The sequence below is a fragment of the Cohnella lupini genome (assembly GCF_003386205.1).
In the GTDB taxonomy this organism is placed as follows: Bacteria; Bacillota; Bacilli; order Paenibacillales; family Paenibacillaceae; genus Cohnella; species Cohnella lupini.
This window is the reverse complement of record NZ_QRDY01000010.1, coordinates 39,573-60,459: the sequence shown is the minus strand read 5'-3', so window position 1 is coordinate 60,459 and position 20,887 is coordinate 39,573. Positions and strand designations below refer to the sequence as shown.

At 52.5% G+C, this 20,887-nt stretch carries 16 protein-coding genes and 1 pseudogene; 16 read left to right on the top strand and 1 reads right to left on the bottom strand.

The window, feature by feature from the left end; translation table 11 throughout:
• Positions 1-266: 266 nt before the first annotated feature.
• From DFP95_RS29815 to argH, 13 genes and pseudogenes are all read left to right on the top strand, one after another.
• Positions 267-824, top strand: a pseudogene (locus DFP95_RS29815) (CatB-related O-acetyltransferase); the annotation flags it as partial.
• A gap of 402 nt (positions 825-1,226) precedes the next feature.
• Positions 1,227-1,424 carry a cold shock domain-containing protein gene (locus DFP95_RS17100; protein ID WP_115993872.1) on the top strand — a complete coding sequence of 66 codons (198 nt, stop codon included), beginning with the start codon at positions 1,227-1,229 and terminating at the stop codon, positions 1,422-1,424.
• Positions 1,425-1,657: 233 nt separating this feature from the next.
• Positions 1,658-2,224: a ribosome hibernation-promoting factor, HPF/YfiA family gene (gene hpf, locus DFP95_RS17095; protein WP_115993871.1), complete on the top strand. Its 567-nt coding sequence runs from the start codon at positions 1,658-1,660 to the stop codon at positions 2,222-2,224.
• 212 nt (positions 2,225-2,436) lie between these two features.
• Positions 2,437-4,950: a preprotein translocase subunit SecA gene (gene secA, locus DFP95_RS17090; protein WP_115993870.1), complete on the top strand. Its 2,514-nt coding sequence runs from the start codon at positions 2,437-2,439 to the stop codon at positions 4,948-4,950.
• Between the two features lie 67 nt (positions 4,951-5,017).
• Positions 5,018-6,137, top strand: a protein-coding gene (gene prfB / locus DFP95_RS17085; RefSeq protein ID WP_115993869.1) for a peptide chain release factor 2 whose coding sequence is annotated in 2 segments (ribosomal slippage) — positions 5,018-5,095 and positions 5,097-6,137 — 1,119 coding nt in all. Because the reading frame shifts where the segments join, the coding sequence is not laid out codon by codon here.
• An 83-nt stretch (positions 6,138-6,220) separates the two neighbouring features.
• Positions 6,221-7,144 (top strand): YitT family protein, encoded by a 924-nt coding sequence (locus DFP95_RS17080; RefSeq protein ID WP_115993868.1) that lies wholly within the window; start codon positions 6,221-6,223, stop codon positions 7,142-7,144.
• Positions 7,145-7,296: 152 nt separating this feature from the next.
• Complete coding sequence (argC, locus tag DFP95_RS17075; RefSeq protein WP_115993867.1) at positions 7,297-8,346, top strand: N-acetyl-gamma-glutamyl-phosphate reductase; 1,050 nt, start codon at positions 7,297-7,299, stop codon at positions 8,344-8,346.
• Positions 8,347-8,376: 30 nt separating this feature from the next.
• Positions 8,377-9,606, top strand: coding sequence for a bifunctional glutamate N-acetyltransferase/amino-acid acetyltransferase ArgJ (gene argJ, locus DFP95_RS17070; RefSeq protein WP_115993866.1), 1,230 nt, complete (start codon positions 8,377-8,379; stop codon positions 9,604-9,606).
• Positions 9,607-9,623: 17 nt separating this feature from the next.
• Entirely contained in the window at positions 9,624-10,415 is a 792-nt protein-coding gene (argB, locus tag DFP95_RS17065) for an acetylglutamate kinase (RefSeq protein WP_115993865.1), read from the top strand.
• 30 nt (positions 10,416-10,445) lie between these two features.
• The gene (locus tag DFP95_RS17060; RefSeq protein WP_181907479.1) at positions 10,446-11,636 is read left to right on the top strand and encodes an acetylornithine transaminase; all 1,191 of its coding nucleotides are present in this window, start codon (positions 10,446-10,448) and stop codon (positions 11,634-11,636) included.
• Positions 11,637-11,655: 19 nt separating this feature from the next.
• Positions 11,656-12,615, top strand: a complete 960-nt coding sequence (gene argF / locus DFP95_RS17055) for an ornithine carbamoyltransferase (protein ID WP_115993863.1) — start codon at positions 11,656-11,658, stop codon at positions 12,613-12,615.
• A gap of 425 nt (positions 12,616-13,040) precedes the next feature.
• Complete coding sequence (locus tag DFP95_RS17050; protein WP_115993862.1) at positions 13,041-14,282, top strand: argininosuccinate synthase; 1,242 nt, start codon at positions 13,041-13,043, stop codon at positions 14,280-14,282.
• Positions 14,283-14,515: 233 nt separating this feature from the next.
• Positions 14,516-15,931 (top strand): argininosuccinate lyase, encoded by a 1,416-nt coding sequence (argH, locus tag DFP95_RS17045; protein ID WP_115993861.1) that lies wholly within the window; start codon positions 14,516-14,518, stop codon positions 15,929-15,931.
• A gap of 78 nt (positions 15,932-16,009) precedes the next feature.
• Here the strand turns inward: argH and DFP95_RS17040 are convergent, their stop codons facing one another.
• Positions 16,010-17,464, bottom strand: a complete 1,455-nt coding sequence (locus DFP95_RS17040) for a VanW family protein (protein ID WP_115993860.1) — start codon at positions 17,462-17,464, stop codon at positions 16,010-16,012.
• A 246-nt stretch (positions 17,465-17,710) separates the two neighbouring features.
• Between DFP95_RS17040 and ftsE the strand changes: the two genes are divergently transcribed.
• From ftsE to DFP95_RS17025, 3 genes are read left to right on the top strand one after another with little or no spacing between them, the layout of a single operon-like run.
• Positions 17,711-18,397: a cell division ATP-binding protein FtsE gene (ftsE, locus tag DFP95_RS17035; protein WP_245987707.1), complete on the top strand. Its 687-nt coding sequence runs from the start codon at positions 17,711-17,713 to the stop codon at positions 18,395-18,397.
• On the top strand, positions 18,387-19,304 hold the full coding sequence (ftsX, locus tag DFP95_RS17030; protein ID WP_115993859.1) for a permease-like cell division protein FtsX: 918 nt from the start codon (positions 18,387-18,389) through the stop codon (positions 19,302-19,304). The genes ftsE and ftsX overlap by 11 nt, the downstream gene beginning before the upstream one ends.
• Positions 19,305-19,360: 56 nt before the next feature.
• The gene (locus tag DFP95_RS17025) at positions 19,361-20,536 is read left to right on the top strand and encodes a murein hydrolase activator EnvC family protein (protein ID WP_115993858.1); all 1,176 of its coding nucleotides are present in this window, start codon (positions 19,361-19,363) and stop codon (positions 20,534-20,536) included.
• The last annotated feature ends 351 nt before the right edge of the window (positions 20,537-20,887 follow it).

The following is a 20,887-nucleotide window of genomic DNA, read 5'->3' as shown; positions in this document are numbered from 1 at the left end:
AGGAGGAGTTCTCACTGCTTGAAAATATCATTCATTCTATCGCTAGCACATACCCAAAAATTGCCGGTAAAAAAGTGGCCCTATTCGGTGCGGGGAAAGCAGGTCAACTTGCCTTCTTTGCTTTGAAAACGTTAGGGATTTCCGTTGAATACTTTATCGATAATGCTCTTAACAAACAAGGTACGCAATTGTTTGGAGTTCCTGTTTACCGTTTTCAATCGTTAATTGAAAATCGCGGCTGCGGAGTGCTTGTCCTCATTGCGACGATGTCGTACGCAGAGATTGAAAAACAATTGATTGATAACGGATTTACTGTTGAAGATGAATTTTTAACTTTGTCATTATCCCGTCCAATTGAAACCTTGTATGATCCAATGAAAGACTTCACAAAAGCGCGTGTTATTAACGGAGTCGAGATTGGTCGGTATACCTATGGCTTTGAAAGACTTATTACTCACGGCCGCATAAAAAGTATAGGCTCTTTTTCATCAGTAAATGTATTTGCAACCGGTGGGGTAAACCACATTATGGACTATATCACGACAAGCCCCATTTTTCATTTTGCTTCTGGCGAATTGATTCATGAGAGCACAAATTATGGAAATATGCTGGGGTTTATATCGAGGGATCACGTAGTTCCGGCAGAAGAAGTGACGGACAATGAAAAGTCGAGTATCGGCCACGATGTGTGGATCGGCACGAATGTCGTTATCCTGCCTGGCGTAAAGATCGGTAACGGAGCCATCATTGGAGCAGGCGCAGTTGTGACAAAGGATATTCCAGATTATACAGTTGCGGTTGGTGTGCCTGCTCGTGTTATACGATACCGTTTTTCGTCGGAAGAGATCGAGAAGCTGAATCGAATTCAGTGGTGGAATTGGCCTGAGGAGCAAATTAATGAACACGCTAAGCTATTCATGAATAATCGAGAATTTATTAATAATTTCTCTAAGGAATAGAGAGAAATTGCAGTTACTACTTAGATCTCCCAAAAAACGGGGAAATTTTTCTTTCAGCGGGCTGCTTTTCTTACCCATTTTCTCAGAAAATTAGAAAATATCTGTTTACTATGACACCGTGTTACATAATAAAGGATGAATAGCCCTCTGTATCCGCTTACAAAAAACCGTTGACACCAAATATTCACAAATGTTATATTCGTGATGTGGGCTAGGCATAAATGCTTACGTCTAACGTCATTTGAATATGAAGGGAATGTTTAACACATGCAAGGAAAAGTTAAATGGTTTAACGCGGAAAAAGGTTACGGCTTCATTGAAACAGAGCAAGGTGGCGACGTGTTCGTTCACTTCTCCGCTATTCAAATGGACGGCTATAAGGCACTAGAAGAAGGCCAAACGGTCGAATTCGACATCGTTCAAGGCGCAAGAGGTCCTCAAGCAGCTAACGTTACAAGAGTGTAATCATAACGACGCATCGTCGTCGAACAATCATACAAGATGTGGCTTTCATGTAGTGATGGTTATGTCACGCCAACCCTGGAGAAATCCGGGGTTTTTTTATTTGATTTCAGTATGATTTTTCAAATTTATAGCATATGGGCCAAATTATCTAAAAATTCAATTTTATTAACGGAATGTTTTGAAACCCTTGCCGCGGGTATGTTATCATAGAGTCATGCAAAGGAGGATTGCCCATGAAATACAACATTCGTGGTCAGCGTATGGAAGTGACAGATGCTCTTCGTGAGTATGTTGAGAAGAAGTTAAGCCGTCTCGAACGTTACTTTGAAGCACCTCCCCAATCCGATGTAACCGTAACCTTAAGCGTAACGAAAGGCCAGCAAGCCATTGAAGTTACGATTCCTCTCCCGGGCGCTCTCTTGCGCGCGGAGGAGAAGAGAGAGGACATGTACGCATCGATTGACTTTGTAGTGGACAAACTCGAACGCCAGATTCGCAAACACAAAACGAAAATCAACCGTAACTTCAGGGAAGCAGGTTCTGCTAGGGCACTCTTTAAGGAGGATTTCGGTAGTAGCGGCCAATCCGTTACGACGCTTGCGAGAGACGAAGAGGACGATCTGGAGCTCGTAAGAACGAAACGCTTTAATCTGAAGCCGATGGACGTGGAAGAAGCGATTCTTCAGATGAACTTGGTCGGACACAATTTCTACGTATTCGCCAATACATCCAGTCAAGAAGTCAGTGTCGTATATCGTCGGAACGACGGGAAATACGGGTTAATCGAATCCGCTGAATAAGATGAATACGGAAGCCCCGGCCACTCTAAGCCGGGGCTTTTTTTGCGCGGTTCGGGAAGCGTAGGCAAACTCCATTTACATACCATTATCGGTGCTCTCGGGCATCCTTCCTATTTGGTAATATTGCTAATCGTCGCTTCCTTGCCCCATTTTCTCCAAACTGATAAAATGAGAAGATGTAGTTAGACCCGAGAGAGAGGGGTACATCCTAAATGTTGGGACTTGTCAAAAAAATATTCGGAGATGCCAACGAACGTGAAGTGAAGCGGCTCCTTAAAACCGTAGACCAGATTAACGGACTGGAGTCATCCGTTGCTCCCCTGAGCGACGATCAGCTTCGCGCCAAGACGGATGAATTCCGCGGCCGCATCGCCAAAGGCGAGTCCCTGGATGACATTCTTCCAGAGGCGTTCGCAGTCGTCAGGGAAGCTTCCAAACGCGTGCTGAACATGCGTCATTTCGACGTACAGCTCGTCGGAGGCATGGTTCTTCATCACGGCAAAATCGCCGAGATGAGAACGGGAGAAGGTAAGACGCTAGTCGGTACGTTATCCGTGTACTTGAACGCGTTGCAAGGCGAAGGCGTTCACGTTATTACCGTTAACGACTATTTAGCACAGCGCGATAGCGCGCTTATGGGACAAATCTATTCATTCTTGGGCATGACGGTGGGATGCAACCTGCACGGCCTCACTCACGAGGAGAAGCAGGAAGCCTACGCATGCGATATCACATACGGCACGAACAATGAATTCGGGTTCGACTATTTGCGCGACAATATGGTCCTTTATAAGGAACAGATGGTCCAGCGTCCGCTTCATTATGCGATCATCGACGAAGTGGATTCCATCCTTGTCGATGAAGCTCGTACGCCTTTGATCATATCCGGGCAAGCACAGAAGTCCACCGAGCTCTATTATGCCGCCGATCGTTTGGTCAGCAAGCTGACGGATGTCGAAGATTTTACGGTGGATATCAAAATGCGCAGCATAGCTTTGACCGAAGCTGGAGTTACGAAGGTTGAGCGCGCGTTTAACATCGAGAACTTGTTCGCTCACGATAACGTGACGCTGAATCACCATATTAACCAAGCATTGCGCGCTCGGTTCATTATGAAACGCGATGTCGACTATGTCGTTCAAGAAGACGAAGTCGTTATCGTCGACGAATTTACGGGACGCCTGATGGCCGGTCGCCGTTATAGCGAAGGCCTGCATCAAGCTATTGAAGCGAAGGAACAGCTTACGGTCCAGAACGAGAGCATGACTCTGGCGACGATTACGTTCCAGAACTACTTCCGGATGTACCGCAAGCTAGCCGGCATGACTGGTACGGCCAAGACGGAAGAAGAAGAATTCAAACGGATTTACGGCTTGGACGTCGTGCAAGTGCCGACGAACCGCCCATTGATCCGTACCGATATTCCGGACGTGGTGTACAAATCCGAGAACGGCAAGTACCGCGCGGTCGTAGAAGAGATCGTGAGTCGCCATGCCACGGGACAACCCGTGCTCGTCGGTACGGTCTCGATCGAGAATTCCGAGCGGATCTCCGACATGCTCAAGAAGAAGGGCATCAAGCACCAAGTGCTGAACGCGAAGTACCATGCCGAGGAAGCGGAGATTATCTCCAGCGCGGGACAGTACGGTACGGTTACGATCGCTACCAACATGGCCGGACGCGGAACGGATATCCTGCTGGGTGCTGGCGTCGTGGAAATCGGCGGTCTTCATATCATGGGTACGGAGCGTCATGAATCCCGTCGTATCGATAATCAATTGCGCGGCCGTGCGGGACGTCAAGGCGATCCGGGCTCCTCTCAATTTTATCTCTCCATGCAGGATGAGTTGATGCGCCGTTTCGGCGCGGACAACATCATGGGCATGATGGAGCGACTCGGCTTCGACGAGGATTCTCCGATCGAGAGCCGTCTGATCTCGCGAGCGATCGAATCCGCTCAGAAGCGGGTAGAAGGCAGCAACTTCGATACTCGCCGCATCGTCCTCCAATACGATGACGTCATTAACCTGCAGCGGGAGAAAATTTACGGAGATCGCCGGGCGATTCTGAGCTCGGACAATATTCGCGAGATTATTACGGGGATGATTCGTTCCGTCATTAATCGCGCGGTAAATAGCCACTGCTCGGATAACGACGTTCCGGAAGACTGGGATTTGGATAGCCTGCTTACTTACGCTCACACCCACTTCCTACCTGAAGACCGTTTTACCAAAGACGATCTGTGGGGCAAGGAGAAGGAAGAGATCATCGAATTCCTCGTGGAGAGCGTGGAGAAGCTATACGACGAACGCGAAGAGTCCATCGGGCTCGAGACGATGCGCGAATTCGAGAAGGTCGTCGTCCTTCGCGCGGTAGACAGCAAGTGGATGGATCATATCGATTCCATGGATCACCTGCGCCAAGGGATTCACTTACGGGCTTACGGCGGTAACGATCCGCTTCGCGAATATCAATTCGAAGGACATAACATGTTCCTTGCGATGATCGAGCGGATCGAAGAAGAAATCACGATGTATATCATGAGAGCGCAAGTTCAAACGGCTCCTAAGCGCGAAGCGGTGGCGGAAGGCCAAGCCGTCGACGTGAAGGCGGATGAAGGTCCGAAGAAGCCGAAGGCTCGTAGCGCGAGCATTGTAGGACGCAACGACCCTTGCCCTTGCGGTAGCGGGAAGAAATACAAATTGTGCCATGGTCGCATAGAATAGCCTGAGCGATTCGATTCCTTCCGACGCTTACGCGGTAAGCACTAGATCTTAAGAGGTGGTTTTCAACATGTTCGAGCTAGACGTATCGGTTAAGCAAGACCTTCGCGGAAACGCGAAGCGACTCCAGCAACTCAGGGGGTCACTTTGACTTAGATCTGAAGAAAGAACAGATCGAGAACTACGAAGTCAAAATGAGCGATCCGAATTTCTGGGACGATAACGAGAAGGCGCAAGCCGTTATCGGAGAGATGAACGCGATTAAGGGAGTCGTCGACCAATTCGAAGGCTTGGAGAACGAGTGCCGAGATCTGTTAGACATGCTCGAGATTCTCGAAGAAGAGTCGGATGAATCGATGGCGACGGAGTGGACCCAAAGCGTCAAAACGTTAACGGGCAAAGTGGATTCGTTCGAGCTTCAATTGCTGCTCAACCAGCCGTACGACAAACTCGACGCCATCCTGGAGCTTCACCCGGGAGCGGGCGGCACCGAATCGCAGGACTGGGCGCAGATGCTATACCGGATGTATACGCGCTGGGCGGAGAAGAGCGGCTTCAAGGTGGAACTGCTCGACTATCTGCCGGGCGATGAAGCTGGGATCAAGAGCGTAACGATCGGCGTCAAGGGTCACAATGCATATGGATATCTTAAGGCAGAGAAAGGCGTACACAGACTCGTGCGCATTTCTCCTTTCGATGCTTCGGGCCGACGCCATACTTCCTTCGTTTCCTGCGACGTCGTGCCGGAGATCAACGACGAGATCCATATCGAAATACGTCCAGAGGATCTGAGGGTCGATACTTATCGCGCAAGCGGAGCCGGAGGTCAGCACATCAACAAGACGGATTCGGCTGTCCGGCTGACTCATATCCCGACGGGCGTCGTCGTTGCTTGCCAGACGCAACGTTCGCAAATGCAGAACCGGGATAAAGCGATGAAGATGCTGCAATCCAAGCTTTACGAGCTTAAGATTCAGGAGCAGCAGAAGGAATTGGCCGAAGTTCGCGGTGAACATTTGGATATCGCGTGGGGCAGCCAGATCCGTTCGTACGTGTTCCATCCTTACAGCATGGTGAAGGATCACCGGACGTCGGTAGAGACGGGGAACATTGGAGCGGTCATGGATGGCGATCTGGATTCCTTTATCGACGGCTATCTGCGCAGCCAAATCAAGCAGGAAGTACAATAATGTATAGCATGTCGCGAAACTTCTTACACTGATCAGGTGTAGGAAGTTTTTCTGCGTATGATCAGAGGGAAGAAGGACTATCGATGTCGGAAAACGAAATGAAAAGTAAAATTCCTTATGTCCCTGCAGGCGTCCTCAACAAAAGAGCGACGCCCCGGTTCTCGCCAGGAATCAGAACCTTGTTCAGCTATCTGGCTATGCTGCTGGGATCTTTCTTTATAGCAATAAGCTTTAATCTATTTCTACTGCCTAACCGCATCGCGTCGGGCGGAGTATCGGGGATCTCGGTTATCCTGAATACGTTGACTCACATTACCCCCGCTTATACGCAGTGGGCGCTCAACATTCCGTTATTTTTGGCGGGAGTTCTCGTGCTCGGCAAGCAATTCGGCGTCAAAACGGCGGTAGGCTCCGTCGTGTTGCCGCTGTTCGTCTTGATGACGGCTCATTGGCACACGCCGACCAACGATCCGCTTCTCGCTGCCCTCTACGGGGGACTCGGCGTCGGGATCGGATTAGGGCTCGTTTTCCGGGGAAGGGGATCGACGGGCGGACTTGACGTGGCGGCACAAATCTTGCACAGGGTCTTCGGCATGCGGTTGGGGCTGGCGGTCGCGACGTTGGACGGACTCGTCATTCTCTCGGCAGGTTTGTTCATCTCGCTGGAAAATGCTTTATACGCCCTGATCGGCCTGTTCGCTACGAGCAAGACGATCGATATTATTCAGACGGGATTCCAAACCTCTAAAGCCGCATTTATTATCTCGAAGCATCCGACACGCGTAGCGGATGCGATTTTACATGATTTGGACAGGGGACTGACCAAGCTGCAAGGTGTCGGGGGTTATACCGGAGACGACAGGCCCGTACTGCTCGCGGTCGTGGGTCAGAATGAAGTGGTGCGGCTCAAGATTCTCGTGCGCGATGCGGATCCGGATGCATTCGTGATCATCACGAACGCTGCGGAAGTATTGGGGGAAGGCTTCCACGATGAACGTCTTTTATAGTGAGGAGAGCCGTGAAGGAGTTGCCGGGATCGGATAAGTGAATCCAACCATTGAATAAATAGTAATTTCGATGTATAATAATACATATTCTTAAATGCGGACGATTGATTCATTCATTCTATATTCGGTCTCTTTATCTGGGGGAATTATTTATGATATCAACGATCAAAGCGGCTATCGTCGGTTCAACCGGCTACAGCGGCGTCGAACTCATTCGTTTGCTGCAATCCCATCCGCACGTCGAGGTTACGTCCGTCATCTCGTCTTCCAGCGCGGGAGCTCCTATCGCGGAGGGTTTTCCCCATCTCATGGAAATCCGCACCGATCTTCTCGACGGAATCGACGTAGATAACATTCGTGCCAAGGCGGATGTCGTGTTTTTAGCCACTCCTCACGGAGTCAGCATGAAGCTGGCACCGGAGTTTTTGGAAGCGGGGCTTAAAGTGATCGACCTCTCCGGGGACTTCCGATTGAAGTCCGGAGAAGTTTATAAGCAATGGTACCAACACGAGCCAGCGGACCAAGCGCTGGTCGCTCGCGCGGTTTACGGCCTTGCAGAAGTATACGGCGACCAAGTAGCGAACTCGGATTTTATTTCCAATCCCGGTTGCTTCACGACATCTGCTTTGCTTGGATTGTATCCGGCGGTTAAAGCGGGTTGGATCGATCCGGACAGCATCATCATAGACGCGAAGTCGGGCGTATCCGGAGCGGGTCGTGGCCTTAGCCTCGGTAACCACTACTCCGAGATCAACGAGAATTTCAAAGCTTACAAAATAAACAAACACCAACATACGCCCGAGATTGAGCAAGTACTTACAGAAGCGGCGGGAAGACCCGTCATCGCTACTTTCACGACGCATCTCGTTCCGATGACGAGAGGCATTATGAGTACGATGTACGCTAAATTGACCGAGAAGCGTTCCAGCGCGGACTTCGTAGAGTTGTATCGGCAGTTTTACGAAGGTCGCAAGTTCGTCCGCGTTCGTCCGGACGGCAACTGGCCGGCGACGAAGGAAGTATACGGCACGAACTATTGCGACATCGGCTTTTCCGTGGACGAGAGAACGGGAAGAATCACCTTTATTTCGGTTATTGATAACTTGGTCAAGGGAGCTGCCGGCCAAGCGATTCAGAATTTGAACCTGCTGATGAATTGGGACGAGACGCTCGGCCTGCAATTCTCGCCGGTATACCCTTAATTCATGGAAGAGAGGAACTGGACGACTATCATGGGGAATAAGAGGTTTACAATCATAGAAGGCGGAGGAGTTACGACGCCTAAAGGTTTCAAGGCCGGCGGCCTACATTGCGGGTTGAAAAAAACGGATCGGCACGACCTGGGAGTTATCGTATGCGAGGTTCCGGCTGCCGCTGCTGCCGTATACACGACGAACCTGTTTCAAGCGGCACCTTTATTGGTGACTCGCGAATCGCTAGGTAAAGGCGGTACGTTAAGGGCAGTGATCGTGAACAGCGGCAATGCCAACGCATGTACGGGAGAGCAAGGCGATGCGGACGCCAGGACGATGCAATCGAATACGGCGGAAGCCCTCGGCGTGAGCAAGGACCAAGTGGCAGTCGCTTCAACCGGCGTCATCGGTGAGTTGTTGAAGATGGACCGCGTCACTAGCGGGATCGATAAGCTTCCCGGTAGGTTGCGAGAAGATATCCAAGGCTCCGACGACTTCTGTCAGGCGATTCTGACGACGGATCTCGTCAAGAAAGTAAGCTGCGTGAGCGTCCAGGTGGACGGCCGCCAAGTCACCATCGCAGGCGCGGCCAAAGGCTCGGGAATGATTCATCCGAACATGGCGACGATGCTTGGTTTCGTCACGACGGATGTTAGCATAGGATCGGATCTTCTGCAACAATTGCTGCGCGAAGTAACGAATGTCAGCTTTAATATGATAACCGTCGACGGCGATACGAGCACGAACGATATGCTGGTGGCAATGGCAAGCGGATTGGCGGGCAACGAGGAGCTTACTCGCGATCACCCTGATTTCGCAGCGTTCGCGGACGGCTTGCGCCACGTATGCGCGGAACTGGCGAAAGCCATTGCCCGCGATGGCGAAGGCGCGACCAAGCTGATCGAGACGACCGTCATCGGCGCGGCAAGCGACGAAGCGGCTCAAGCGATCGCGAAGACGATTATCGGTTCCAGCCTTGTGAAGTCCGCCGTTTACGGAGCGGACGCCAACTGGGGACGGATTATCGCCGCCGTAGGCCGGGCGGGACAGCCGGTTAACGTAGGAACGGTAGACATCCGTTTAGGTGATATTCTCGTGCTGGAGCAATCCAGACCGATTCCTTTCGACGAAGAGATAGCATTGGAATACTTAAAAGGCGATACCGTCGGCATCAACGTCAACCTGAACATGGGCAGCGGCAAAGCGACGGCATGGGGCTGCGATCTGACGTACGATTACGTGCGCATCAACGCCGCTTATCGGACGTAAGGAGACGGATAATCGCTATGGGGAATCGAAGATTCGTAATGAAATGCGGCGGTAGCACGCTGGCTGCGTTGCCGGATGCCTTTTTCGAAGATTTGCGCGACATGCAGGCTAAAGGCATCGAACCGGTCATCGTGCATGGCGGGGGGCCGGCCATCAACGAAACGCTTGGCAAGCTGGGAATCGAGAGCAGATTCGTAGGCGGACTTCGCGTAACTGATGAACCTACCCTGGACGTGGTCGAGATGGTTCTCGCGGGACGCATCAACAAGGAGATCGTTCGCAAGCTGCAGAAGAACGGCGCCAAGTCGATCGGGTTGTCCGGTACGGACGGCAAGCTCATCGTGGCGAAGCCGGTAGAGAACGCTCATGAAGTCGGGCTTGTCGGCGACGTAATCGGCGTGAACTCTACTTTGGTCGAAGGCATTATCCAGCTCGGGTTTATTCCAGTCATCGCGCCGATCGGCATCGACGAAGCAGGCCAACGGTACAACATCAACGCGGACACGGCGGCCGGAGCGGTTGCTTCCGAGCTTGGCGTGGATACGATGATCGTCGTAACGGACGTTCCCGGCATCATGCGGACGGTTGATGGGAAGAAGGTCGTTCTGCCTCAGGTGACGTTCGAGGACTTAGAGGAAATGATTGTTAGCGAAGAAATATACGGCGGCATGATCCCGAAGGTGCGAGCGGCAATGAGTTGCCTGCATGGCAACGTCAAGGAAGTTTTGATCGTCGACGGGTCGGCGGAGCGCGTGCTTAGCCGCGCGGTAACGGAAGGCGACATCGGGACTCGAATCGTAAGGTCGTAAGGCCATTTGGGGAAAAAAGGAGAGATCGGAATGAGCGACAGCGCGTTGTTTTCGACGTATGCGAGGTTTCCAATTACTTTGGTGAAGGGGAAAGGAAGCCGGCTATGGGACGATCAAGGGAAGGAATACCTTGATTTCATGAGCGGCTTGGCCGTAACGAACTTAGGGCACGTACCGGATGCCGTCAAGAACGCTCTCGTACAGCAACTCGACCAGCTATGGCACATATCCAATCTGTTCAGCAATCCGAACCAAGAGAACGCGGCGAGGCTGCTTGTCGATAATAGTTGCGCCGATGCGGTGTTCTTCTGTAACAGCGGGGCGGAGGCGAACGAGGCCGCGATCAAGATCGCGCGTCGCTACCATCAGAAGCTGAAAGGAAACGACCGCTACGAGATCATCACGTTTAATCAATCTTTCCATGGACGCACGCTGGCGACTTTGACGGCGACCGGTCAAGATAAAGTAAAGGAAGGCTTCTTGCCGTTGCCGGAGGGCTTCCGCCATGTGCCTCTTCACGATATCGCCGCTTTGGAAGCGGCGGTGAACGATAAGACGGCCGCGATCATGCTCGAATTGGTTCAGGCAGAAGGCGGCGTTATTCCGGTCGACGGAGACTTCTTGCGGGAAGTGCGCGCGCTCTGCGATCGCCACGGCATTCTGCTCATTATCGACGAGATCCAGACGGGGATGGGACGCACGGGCAAGCTGTTCGCTTACGAGCACTACGACGTCGAGCCGGACGTATTCACGTTGGCCAAAGGAATCGGAAGCGGCTTCCCGGTAGGCGCCATGCTTGCCAAAGCGCACGTTAAACCGGCTTTCGTGCCGGGCGCGCACGCGACGACCTTCGGCGGCACGCCGATCGCGATGGCTGCGGTTGCGGCCACGATCGAGACGATGCTGAAGGAGAAGGCGGTAGAACGCGCGGCCGAAGCATCCGAGTACTTGATGTCGAAGCTGCAGGAGAAGCTTGCCGGTCTTCCGAACGTAGAGGGAATCCGCGGCAAGGGCTTGCTGATCGGCATCGTCTGCATCGGACCGGTCGCCGAGGCTCTAGCGGAGCTGCATTCCCGCGGGTTGCTGGTCGTACCGGCCGGTCCTAACGTGATCCGGCTGCTCCCTAACCTGCTGGTCTCCCATGAAGATATCGATACGGCGGTCGAATTGATCGCAACCGTATTAACGGAACAGGCGGCGGCGAAATCCGTCGGCCTTTAAGGAAGAAGGGGGTTTTGCTATGACAACGACGGCGAACCTGGAAGAGATCGCTTTGAATTTGAAGGGCCGGGATTTTCTTGGGCTGGTGGATTATACGCCGGAAGAAATCCGTTACTTATTGGATCTTGCCATCGAGCTTAAGCGGAAGCAGAAAGCCGGCGAAATCTATCATCCTCTCAAGGGCAAATCCTTGGGAATGATTTTCGAGAAATCGTCTACCCGTACGCGGATTTCCTTTGAAGTCGGCATGTATCAATTGGGCGGCCAAGCGCTATTCTTGAGCAAGAACGATATCCAGATGGGACGCGGGGAGACGATCCGCGATACGGCGCAAGTCATGTCCCGTTACCTGGACGGCATGATCCTGCGTACTTTCGGTCATCGCAACGTCGTCGAATTGGCGCGCGGAGCAACGATTCCCGTCATTAACGCGCTATCCGATCAGTCGCATCCATGCCAAGCTTTGGCGGATTATCAGACCGCGCTTGAGCATAAGGGCAAGCTGGCAGGCCTTAAAGTCGCCTATATCGGCGACGGCAACAACGTGCTGCACTCGCTGATGATGGGCGCGGCCAAGCTCGGCATGCACTTCGCCAGCGCATCTCCGGAAGGATACGACCCAGCCGAAAGCTCGGTGAAATCTTCCAGAGAGGCGGCGCAAGAAACCGGCTCCCGCATCGATATCGTCCGCGATCCTCGGGAAGCTATCGAAGGTGCCGATATCGTCTATACCGACGTTTGGGCGAGCATGGGCTTCGAGGAGGAGCAGAAGGATCGCGAAAAGGCGTTCAAGAACTATCAAGTCAACGAGGAATTGACGAAATACGCCAAGAACGACTACCTGTTCATGCACTGCTTACCCGCGCACCGAGGGGAAGAAGTCAGCGAAGGCGTTATCGACGGCAAGCACTCCGTCATTTTCGACGAAGCCGAGAATCGCCTGCATGCTCAGAAAGCGGTTATGGCCGCGATTATGTAAGCTGGCGTCTCTCTCGTCAGTTGCACGACTCACCGTGGTAACTAACTCGCACCAAAACAGCCAAGCCGAGCCGAATTAGTAACGAAATCGAGCTAACTCGCACCAAAACAGCCAAGCCGAGCCGAATTAGTAACGAAATCGAGCTAACTCGCTCCAAAGCAGCGAAACCGAGCCGAATTAGTAACGAAATCGAGCTAACTCGCTCCAAAGCAGCGAAACCGAGCCGAATTAGTAACGAAATCGAGCTAAATCGCACCAAACCAACCAATCCAAGTCGAATTAGTAACAAAATCGAGCTAACTCGCACCCAATTGGCTCGACACTATAGCTCGCACCTTCGCAGCTCTGAGCGGATGGGATAGCGACTATACCTAACCTAACAATTTAATGCATAACATTTTCCCGATAAGGAGCTTTCATTCCCAATGGCAAAAAACAAAATCGTCCTTGCCTACTCCGGCGGACTCGATACATCGGTCATTCTTACGTGGCTTAAAGAAACGTACGATGCCGAGATTATTACCTTCACCGCCGATATCGGCCAGAAGGACGAATTGGACGGCTTAGAAGAAAAGGCGCTCAAAACCGGCGCTTCCAAAGTGTATATCGACGATCTCCGCGAGGAATTCGCCAAGGACTTCATTTATCCGATGTTTCAAGCAGGCGCGCTCTACGAAGGCCAATATTTGCTTGGCACGAGTATCGCTCGTCCTCTGATCGCTAAGCGCATGGTGGAAATCGCCCTCGCCGAAGGCGCCACGTACATCGCGCACGGCGCGACAGGTAAAGGCAACGATCAAGTCCGCTTCGAGCTGACGGCCGCGGCCCTCACTCCTAACATCGAAGTCATCGCGCCATGGCGCGACGAAGCGTTCCGCGAAGCCTTCCCGGGTCGCGCGGAAATGATCGCCTACGCCGAGAAGCACGGCATCCCGGTTCAAGCATCCGCATCCAAGCCGTACTCGACGGATCGCAATCTGCTGCATATCAGCTTCGAGAGCGGCATGCTCGAGGATCCTTGGTTCGATTCCAGCGCGTCGGACGTGGAAGACATGTACGTGCTGAGCGTTTCCCCGGAGAAAGCGCCGAATGAAGCCGAGTATATCGAGCTCGATTTCGAAGCCGGCAATTGCGTCGCGATCAACGGAGAAAGCTTGAGCCCGCTGGCGATCATGGAGAAGCTGAACGAAATCGGCGGCAAACACGGCGTAGGACGCGTCGACATGGTGGAGAACCGGTTCGTCGGCATGAAGAGCCGCGGCGTATACGAAACTCCGGGCGGAAGCATTTTGTTCACCGCTCATCGCAAAATGGAATCGTTGACCATGGACCGCGACGTCATGCATCTTCGCGACTCCCTGATCTCCAAATATAGCACTTTGGTATACAACGGTTTCTGGTTCGCGCCAGAGCGCATCGCCATTCAAGCGCTCGTGAACGAGAGCCAGAAGCACGTGACGGGCACGGTCCGTCTGAAGCTGTACAAAGGCAATATCATGGCGGCCGGCCTCAAGAGCCCCGTCAGTCTCTACAATCCGCACATCGCGACGATGGAAGCGGACCCTACGAAAGCGTACGATCAAGGCGACGCTACCGGCTTCATCCGCCTGAACGCGCTGCGTCTGAAGGTATCTTCGGGCGTCAACGGCGCATCCGGCATTAACTGATAAAGACAAAAGGGAGAACCGGGCGCGAGCCTGCCGAACCATCCCCCGTAGCGTATCGGAATGCATAGGTGAAATCCTCCTATACACATCCGATACCTCCGCAAAGCTTCTTCAGCAATCGGTATTGCCGAAGACGGTTTTGCTAGCGCGGGGCAATGCGGGAGGCACCTTCGCTAACCGGAGCTCCCCTTTTGTCGTTAAAGCGCGATACATAGGAGAGGGGTATTCCGATCATGAGCAAATTATGGGGCGGCCGGTTCACGAAAAAAACCGACCAACTGGTGGAAGAATATACGGCTTCGATTACGTTCGATAAGGAGCTAGCCGAGGAGGATATCCAAGGCAGCTTGGCGCACGTGACGATGCTGGGCAAGTGCGGCATTCTTCCGGCCGAGGACGTCGAGAAGATCAAAGACGGATTGCTGAAAGTCCGCCGGCGCATCCAGAACGGCGAGCAGGAGTTCCTCATCGCGGACGAGGATATCCACATGAACATCGAGAAGGCGCTCATCGACGAGATCGGTCCCGTCGGCGGCAAGCTTCACACGGGGCGCAGCCGCAACGACCAAGTGGCGACGGACATGCATCTGTATTTGCGCAAACGCGTCGTCGAGTTCGTGGATCAGCTTCAGAAGCTGCAAGGAGCGCTCATCGGACAAGCCAAGCAGAACTTGGATACCATCGTTCCGGGTTATACGCATCTGCAACGGGCGCAACCGATCCTGTTCGCCCATCATCTGATGGCTTACGTGTCTATGTTCGGCCGCGATATCGAGCGCCTTCAAGACAGCTACAAGCGAATCGACGCTTTGCCGCTCGGAGCGGGAGCTCTCGCGGGAACAACCTTCGCCATCGATCGCCACTTCACGGCTCAGCAGCTCAATTTCGGCCGCGTGTACGAGAATAGCTTGGACGCGGTCAGCGACCGCGACTTCATCGTGGAGTTCCTGAGCGGAGCTTCGCTGATCATGATGCATCTATCCCGCATGAGCGAAGAGCTTATTCTCTGGTCCAGCACCGAGTTCCAGTTCGTCGAGCTGGACGATGCTTTCTGCACGGGCTCGAGTATTATGCCGCAGAAGAAGAACCCCGACGTGCCCGAGCTCGTTCGCGGCAAGACCGGTCGCGTCTATGGCAACCTGGTTGGCCTTCTAACCGTCCTCAAGTCGCTTCCGCTGGCTTACAATAAAGACATGCAGGAAGACAAGGAAGGCATGTTCGATACGGTTAAAACGTTGCAGGGAGCGCTGCAGCTGTTTGCCTCGATGATCGAGACTATGAAGGTTCGCAAGGAAAAGATGCGCCGCGCCGTCGACCAAGACTTCTCGAACGCGACGGATATCGCCGACTTCCTGGTGGGCAAAGGCCTCCCGTTCCGTCAAGCGCACGAAGTCATCGGCAAAACGGTACTTTACTGCATTCAGCACAATAAGTTTCTGCTCGATCTGACGTTGGAGGAATTCAAGCAATTTTCCGAGCTGTTCGACGATCGAATTTACGCGGTGCTTCAGCCGGAAGCGGTCGTTAACGCACGGAACGTCTACGGTGGCACCGCAACCCCGCAAGTGGAAGCCGCGATCTCTCGCGCCGAAGCCGAACTGGCCCGCACCTCGGAATGGGTCTCGGAGTACGAAGCGAAGAGCCTTTAAGGATATAGCAATAAATAAACAAAGACGTGGCCGATTGGGCTACGTCTTTTGCTTTCCCGTCTTTGTTAGTTCAGCCGATTAAATCGGTTCGACCGGTCCTTCGTCTCCGCCGGGAGCGGGAACGCTCGGAGTCGGCGTTTCGCCATCCGGATGCAATCGTACATCTTGGGGATTAACCGCGATCAGAGTGTCCGTAGTACGATAAGTGTCTTTGGACAGCTTTTTGCGCTCGGCGAATTCGCCATTCACCGACTTGACCAAGAACGATTCGACCACATAGCCGGCTTCGCCGTTTTGCAAAGTATCTTGCGCACCAAGGGCAAGCTTGTCATTAGCCACATATATGATTTTCGGAGCATTTTCTTTGACGAGCTCGGTTTCGGTCTCGAAAGAGATATTTTCCGGCATCGTTCCGAAAAGTTTCACCGTAAGCGTCTTGTCCTCGACGACCGTACGGATCAATAATTGCTTGCCCGTCGAATTTCGGAACTTGAAGTTGACGTACCCGTCGGCGAAAGTGGCATCCAGGCCCTTAGGCAAGTAGTGAACGACGAGAGAATGGTTGCGCCGCTCGACGATGTCCAGACCCGTGAGCAACGCTGCGTTATACAGCGTGCTGGATACTTGGCATATACCGCCGCCGATGCCCGGAGTCAGTTTGCCTTTCACAATGACCGGTGCTTCCATATAGCCGTATTCTTTTTCGGCTTTGGCCACGATCTTCCCGTATTCGAAGATTTCGTCCGGCATGAGGAGCGTTTCGTTTAAGGCTTTGGCGGCTACGGTCACGTTATGGGAACGCCCTTCGCCGCTCGAAGTGAATGAAGTCGTGAATTCCACGATTTTGCGGTCGATGCCTTCTTTTTTCAGCTTGGCCAGAGTGATTTCCGGAGGAGTCTCGGTAATAGTTAACTCCAGAAGGAGAGGTTCCGTCCGCAAAGACGACAAAGTAACGGGCTCGTTCTTCCGCACCTGATCCCGCATGGCGGCCAGATCCAACCGGCGTCCCAGCTTCTCTTCGGTATAGACGACGACATCCTGTTCATTGATTGTTCGCGTCGCGTTCTCGGACTGACCGGTAACTAATGCGCTCCAAGACGATCCCGCCGTTTGACTGAACGCCTTTTCATCCCAGGTCACCGTCATGCCGTGCGATGCGTCGAGAGTGCCCCGATATCGGATCTTCGCCCTTTCCCACCAGGAATAATCCCGGTAACGCTCGATCGCGCTCAAGGCTTCGTCCACGTCTACTTTCATACCTAATTGCTTGAAGGTGTAGGAGGGGATCTCGGGGTCCGCTCCGACGGAGCCGAGTTGATCGGGCTGTACGCTTACGACGGTCGATTCGAGTTTAGCCGCTTGCTCGCGAATTCGCGCCAATGCCGCATCCGCAGATTGTCCGCCGACCAGCAGACCGCCTACGGTAAATTCTTCCGGCAACGTGTCATCGCCGCCGTAAGTAATCGCACCGCCTAACCCGGCGCCGATGATCAGAATCGTCAACAATACCGCGACTAACCATCCTTTTTTCATAACGGACCCCTCCCAATTCCTTAGAATGTTAATTTACAAAAGTTTCTAGATATATATACAACGATTGTGGAAGTTCGTTTTCGCCAAAAATTAAAAATTTCTTAAAATTTACCTAAAGTCCAAGCCCTATATGGGATCTTGTACCATGGGTCGACATATTTCTCCTGTCGGATCATCGACAAAGAGAGGAATATCAGGCATGATGTCGAAGTAACTAAGGTCTGAATCTTAACAGGAAGTGATACCGTGATTGAAATGCAGGACATCTGGAAGACTTACGCCGATGGCACGACGGCTCTTCAAGGGGTTAACGTGGTTATCGATCGTAACGAGTTCGTGTACATAGTCGGCCCCTCCGGTGCCGGGAAGTCGACATTCATGAAGCTGATCTACAGGGAAGAGGTTCCGACCAAGGGACAGATTTCCGTCAACGGATTCAATATAGGAAAGCTGAAGCATCGCAAAATTCCTTACGTACGCCGGAATATCGGAGTTATTTTCCAAGATTACAAGCTGTTGCCCAAGTTATCCGCTTTCGAGAACGTGGCTTTCGCTATGGAAGTTATCGAGACGCCTAAGCGGATGATCCGCCGGCGCACGATGGAAGTGTTAGAGCTAGTAGGACTGAAGCACAAAGCGAGCAGCCTTCCGGCTCAATTGTCCGGAGGAGAGCAGCAACGGGTAGCAATCGCGCGCGCCATCGTCAATAGTCCTGCGGTTATCGTTGCCGATGAACCGACGGGAAACCTGGACCCCGAGACTTCGTGGGGCATTATGAATTTGCTGGAAGAGATTAACTTCAGAGGCACGACGATCGTCATGGCAACGCACAACAAAGAGATCGTGAACACGCTGCGCAAACGCGTTATCGCTATCGAACGGGGCAGCATCGTTCGCGATCAGCAGAGAGGGGAATACGGTTATGAAATTTAGTACCGTTTCCCGCCATATTCGCGAAGGGGTCAAGAATGTCGGAAGGAACGGCTGGATGACTTTCGCTTCGATGAGTTCGATCGCCGTTTCGTTGTTCATCCTCGGGATTTTTATGCTACTCGCGCTTAACGTCAACAAGCTGGCCGATCAATTGGATAGCCAAGTTCAGATTAACGTGTATCTCCAAGTAGACACGGAGCAGACCAAGGCGGAAGAAATCGAGCGAACGATCAAGCGAATACCCGAAGTGAAAACCGTTACATACATTCCCAAGGCGGAAGGCTTGAAGCGTTTCCGCGAGAGCATGGGGGAAGAAGGCAAAGAAGCGCTGGACGGCTACGAGAACGAGAATAACCCGTTGCCGGACGCCTTCGAAGTCGAAGCGTTCGATCCGCAGAAGATTGCCTTCGTCGCCGCTCAGATCGAAGCGATCAATTTGACCGATCCCGACAAATCCATCTCCAAAGTAAAATACGGCAAAGAGACGATCGAGAAGCTATTCAGCATTACGAACGCCGTCCGCAATATCGGAATCGCGATCGTATTGGGTCTTGCCGTCATGGCGATGTTCCTGATTTCCACGACGATCAAGATGACGATCATCGCTCGCCGTCGAGAGATATCGATTATGAAGCTGGTCGGCGCAACGAACAACTTTATCCGCTGGCCGTTCTTCATCGAAGGCGCCATCATCGGTTTCGGCGGTTCTTTCCTCAGTACGGCCCTGCTGTTGTTCGGATATTCCCAATTGGTAGAATCGACGAGCGCATCCGTAGGCCTGTACATGATTCAGTTCTCGACATTGGACGAAGTCAGAGTACTCGTCGGGGGAACCATCATCGTTCTAGGAACGTTGCTGGGAGTTTGGGGAAGCACGATATCCGTGCGAAGGTATCTTAAAGTCTAATATTACTCATTAACCGATATTGGGATGCGGCAAACCCGTGCCGAAGGAGGACTTTCGTGAGAAGGAAATTATTGCTCTTGGTAGCCATGCTGCTGGTTACCGTACTGATCGCGCAACCGTACAACGGACAAGCTCTTTCCGAAGTCGAGAAAATCGATCAGGACTTGAAGAAGCTGAAGGACGACATGGATCGCGCTGCGCACAATCAGAGATACGCGGAGAAAACCGTTGAAGATCTTACCGGCAAGCAAGAGGCAACCAAGGATGATATGCAGAAGTTGTTGGATCGCATTGGCCTGGTACAGAAGAAGCTGGAAACGACGCAAGGGAAAATCGCCACTGCGGAAGAGAAGCTATACGTGACGGGAGAAGAGTTGCAGAATGCGATCAAGCAACGCGACAATCGCATGGAGTTGATGGATTCTCGCGTTCGTATGGCCTATACGGCCGGAGCCGTCTCGTATTTGGACGTATTGCTTAGCGCGACGAGCTTCTCCGACTTCTTGGATCGGTTCGACGCGGTAGAATCGATAACCGCGCAGGACAAGAACATCGCCGACGAGAAAAAGAAATATACCGACGAAGTCGCGGCTATGAAGACGCAAAGGGAAAAAGAGCTTCAAAGCGTCAAGGATTTGTACAAGGAGCTGGAAACGAACCAAGCGCAGCTCCACCAAGACGAGAACGACAAGGAAGTATTGATCTCCAAGATTACGAAGCAGATCGAGAACCTGGAAGAAATCAGCGAGGAATCCGAGAAGCAGCTCACGGAGCTCGCGAAGCAGGCCTCCGCGCTTCAAGCTAAGAAAAACAGGATCAAGAACTACTATAAGGGCGGCAAGCTAGGCATGCCGTTGAAAGTGGAATACCGGCTGTCATCGCCTTTCGGTTACCGAATCCACCCGATTACGGGTGCTAAGAAGCTTCATGCGGGCATGGACATGGCTGCGCCAAAGGGAACATCGGTTTACGCCGCCGAGACGGGCGTCGTTATCGTCGCCCAGTCTTGGAGCGGCTACGGAAACTGCATCATCATCGACCATGGCAGCGGATTGTGGACGTTATACGGTCACTTGATGAACGGAGGCATTCTCGTGGAAAAAGGCCAAACGGTCAAACGCGGGGAGAAAATCGGCATGGTCGGCTCGACCGGTCAGTCGACGGGTAACCATCTGCACTTCGAGGTTCGCAAAAATTCCGAACCGGTGAATCCGGTGTCTTATCTGAAATAAGGCTTGAAGGAACAGTTGATCCCCGACAGAGAGTTTTTTCGTCGCGGATCAACTGTTTTTCATTTCGCTTCGTGATCAAAGCCGTCAAGATTCGATATCGAATCCGATTCTTGCCGCGCTTCGTGATGAAAAGCCGGCTTTTTGAACAACCACAGTAAGATCAAGTTCAAAAGGCCGGCTTTTCAGCACCGAGAAGATTGGATGAAGCTAGGGAGTGAGGAGCGGAGCGTAGGAAAAACCTACGTGAGCACCGGAAGGCCCGGCTGAATTCAAGATTCGATGTCGAATCCGCTTCTTGTTACGCTTCGTGATCAAAAGCCGGCTTTTTGAACAACCACTAGGCTAAGTCGC

What these genes read in the sequence shown, in the direction of transcription:
- argJ (WP_115993866.1), top strand. Translation starts at nt 8,377, where the DNA reads ATGGGGAATAAGAGGTTTACAATCATAGAAGGCGGAGGAGTTACGACG.
- argH (WP_115993861.1), top strand. Translation starts at nt 14,516, where the DNA reads ATGAGCAAATTATGGGGCGGCCGGTTCACGAAAAAAACCGACCAACTG.
- DFP95_RS17060 (WP_181907479.1), top strand. Translation starts at nt 10,446, where the DNA reads ATGAGCGACAGCGCGTTGTTTTCGACGTATGCGAGGTTTCCAATTACT.
- ftsX (WP_115993859.1), top strand. Translation starts at nt 18,387, where the DNA reads ATGAAATTTAGTACCGTTTCCCGCCATATTCGCGAAGGGGTCAAGAAT.
- argC (WP_115993867.1), top strand. Translation starts at nt 7,297, where the DNA reads ATGATATCAACGATCAAAGCGGCTATCGTCGGTTCAACCGGCTACAGC.
- hpf (WP_115993871.1), top strand. Translation starts at nt 1,658, where the DNA reads ATGAAATACAACATTCGTGGTCAGCGTATGGAAGTGACAGATGCTCTT.
- DFP95_RS17080 (WP_115993868.1), top strand. Translation starts at nt 6,221, where the DNA reads ATGTCGGAAAACGAAATGAAAAGTAAAATTCCTTATGTCCCTGCAGGC.
- DFP95_RS17040 (WP_115993860.1), bottom strand. Translation starts at nt 17,464, where the DNA reads ATGAAAAAAGGATGGTTAGTCGCGGTATTGTTGACGATTCTGATCATC.
- argF (WP_115993863.1), top strand. Translation starts at nt 11,656, where the DNA reads ATGACAACGACGGCGAACCTGGAAGAGATCGCTTTGAATTTGAAGGGC.
- secA (WP_115993870.1), top strand. Translation starts at nt 2,437, where the DNA reads ATGTTGGGACTTGTCAAAAAAATATTCGGAGATGCCAACGAACGTGAA.
- DFP95_RS17050 (WP_115993862.1), top strand. Translation starts at nt 13,041, where the DNA reads ATGGCAAAAAACAAAATCGTCCTTGCCTACTCCGGCGGACTCGATACA.
- DFP95_RS17100 (WP_115993872.1), top strand. Translation starts at nt 1,227, where the DNA reads ATGCAAGGAAAAGTTAAATGGTTTAACGCGGAAAAAGGTTACGGCTTC.
- argB (WP_115993865.1), top strand. Translation starts at nt 9,624, where the DNA reads ATGGGGAATCGAAGATTCGTAATGAAATGCGGCGGTAGCACGCTGGCT.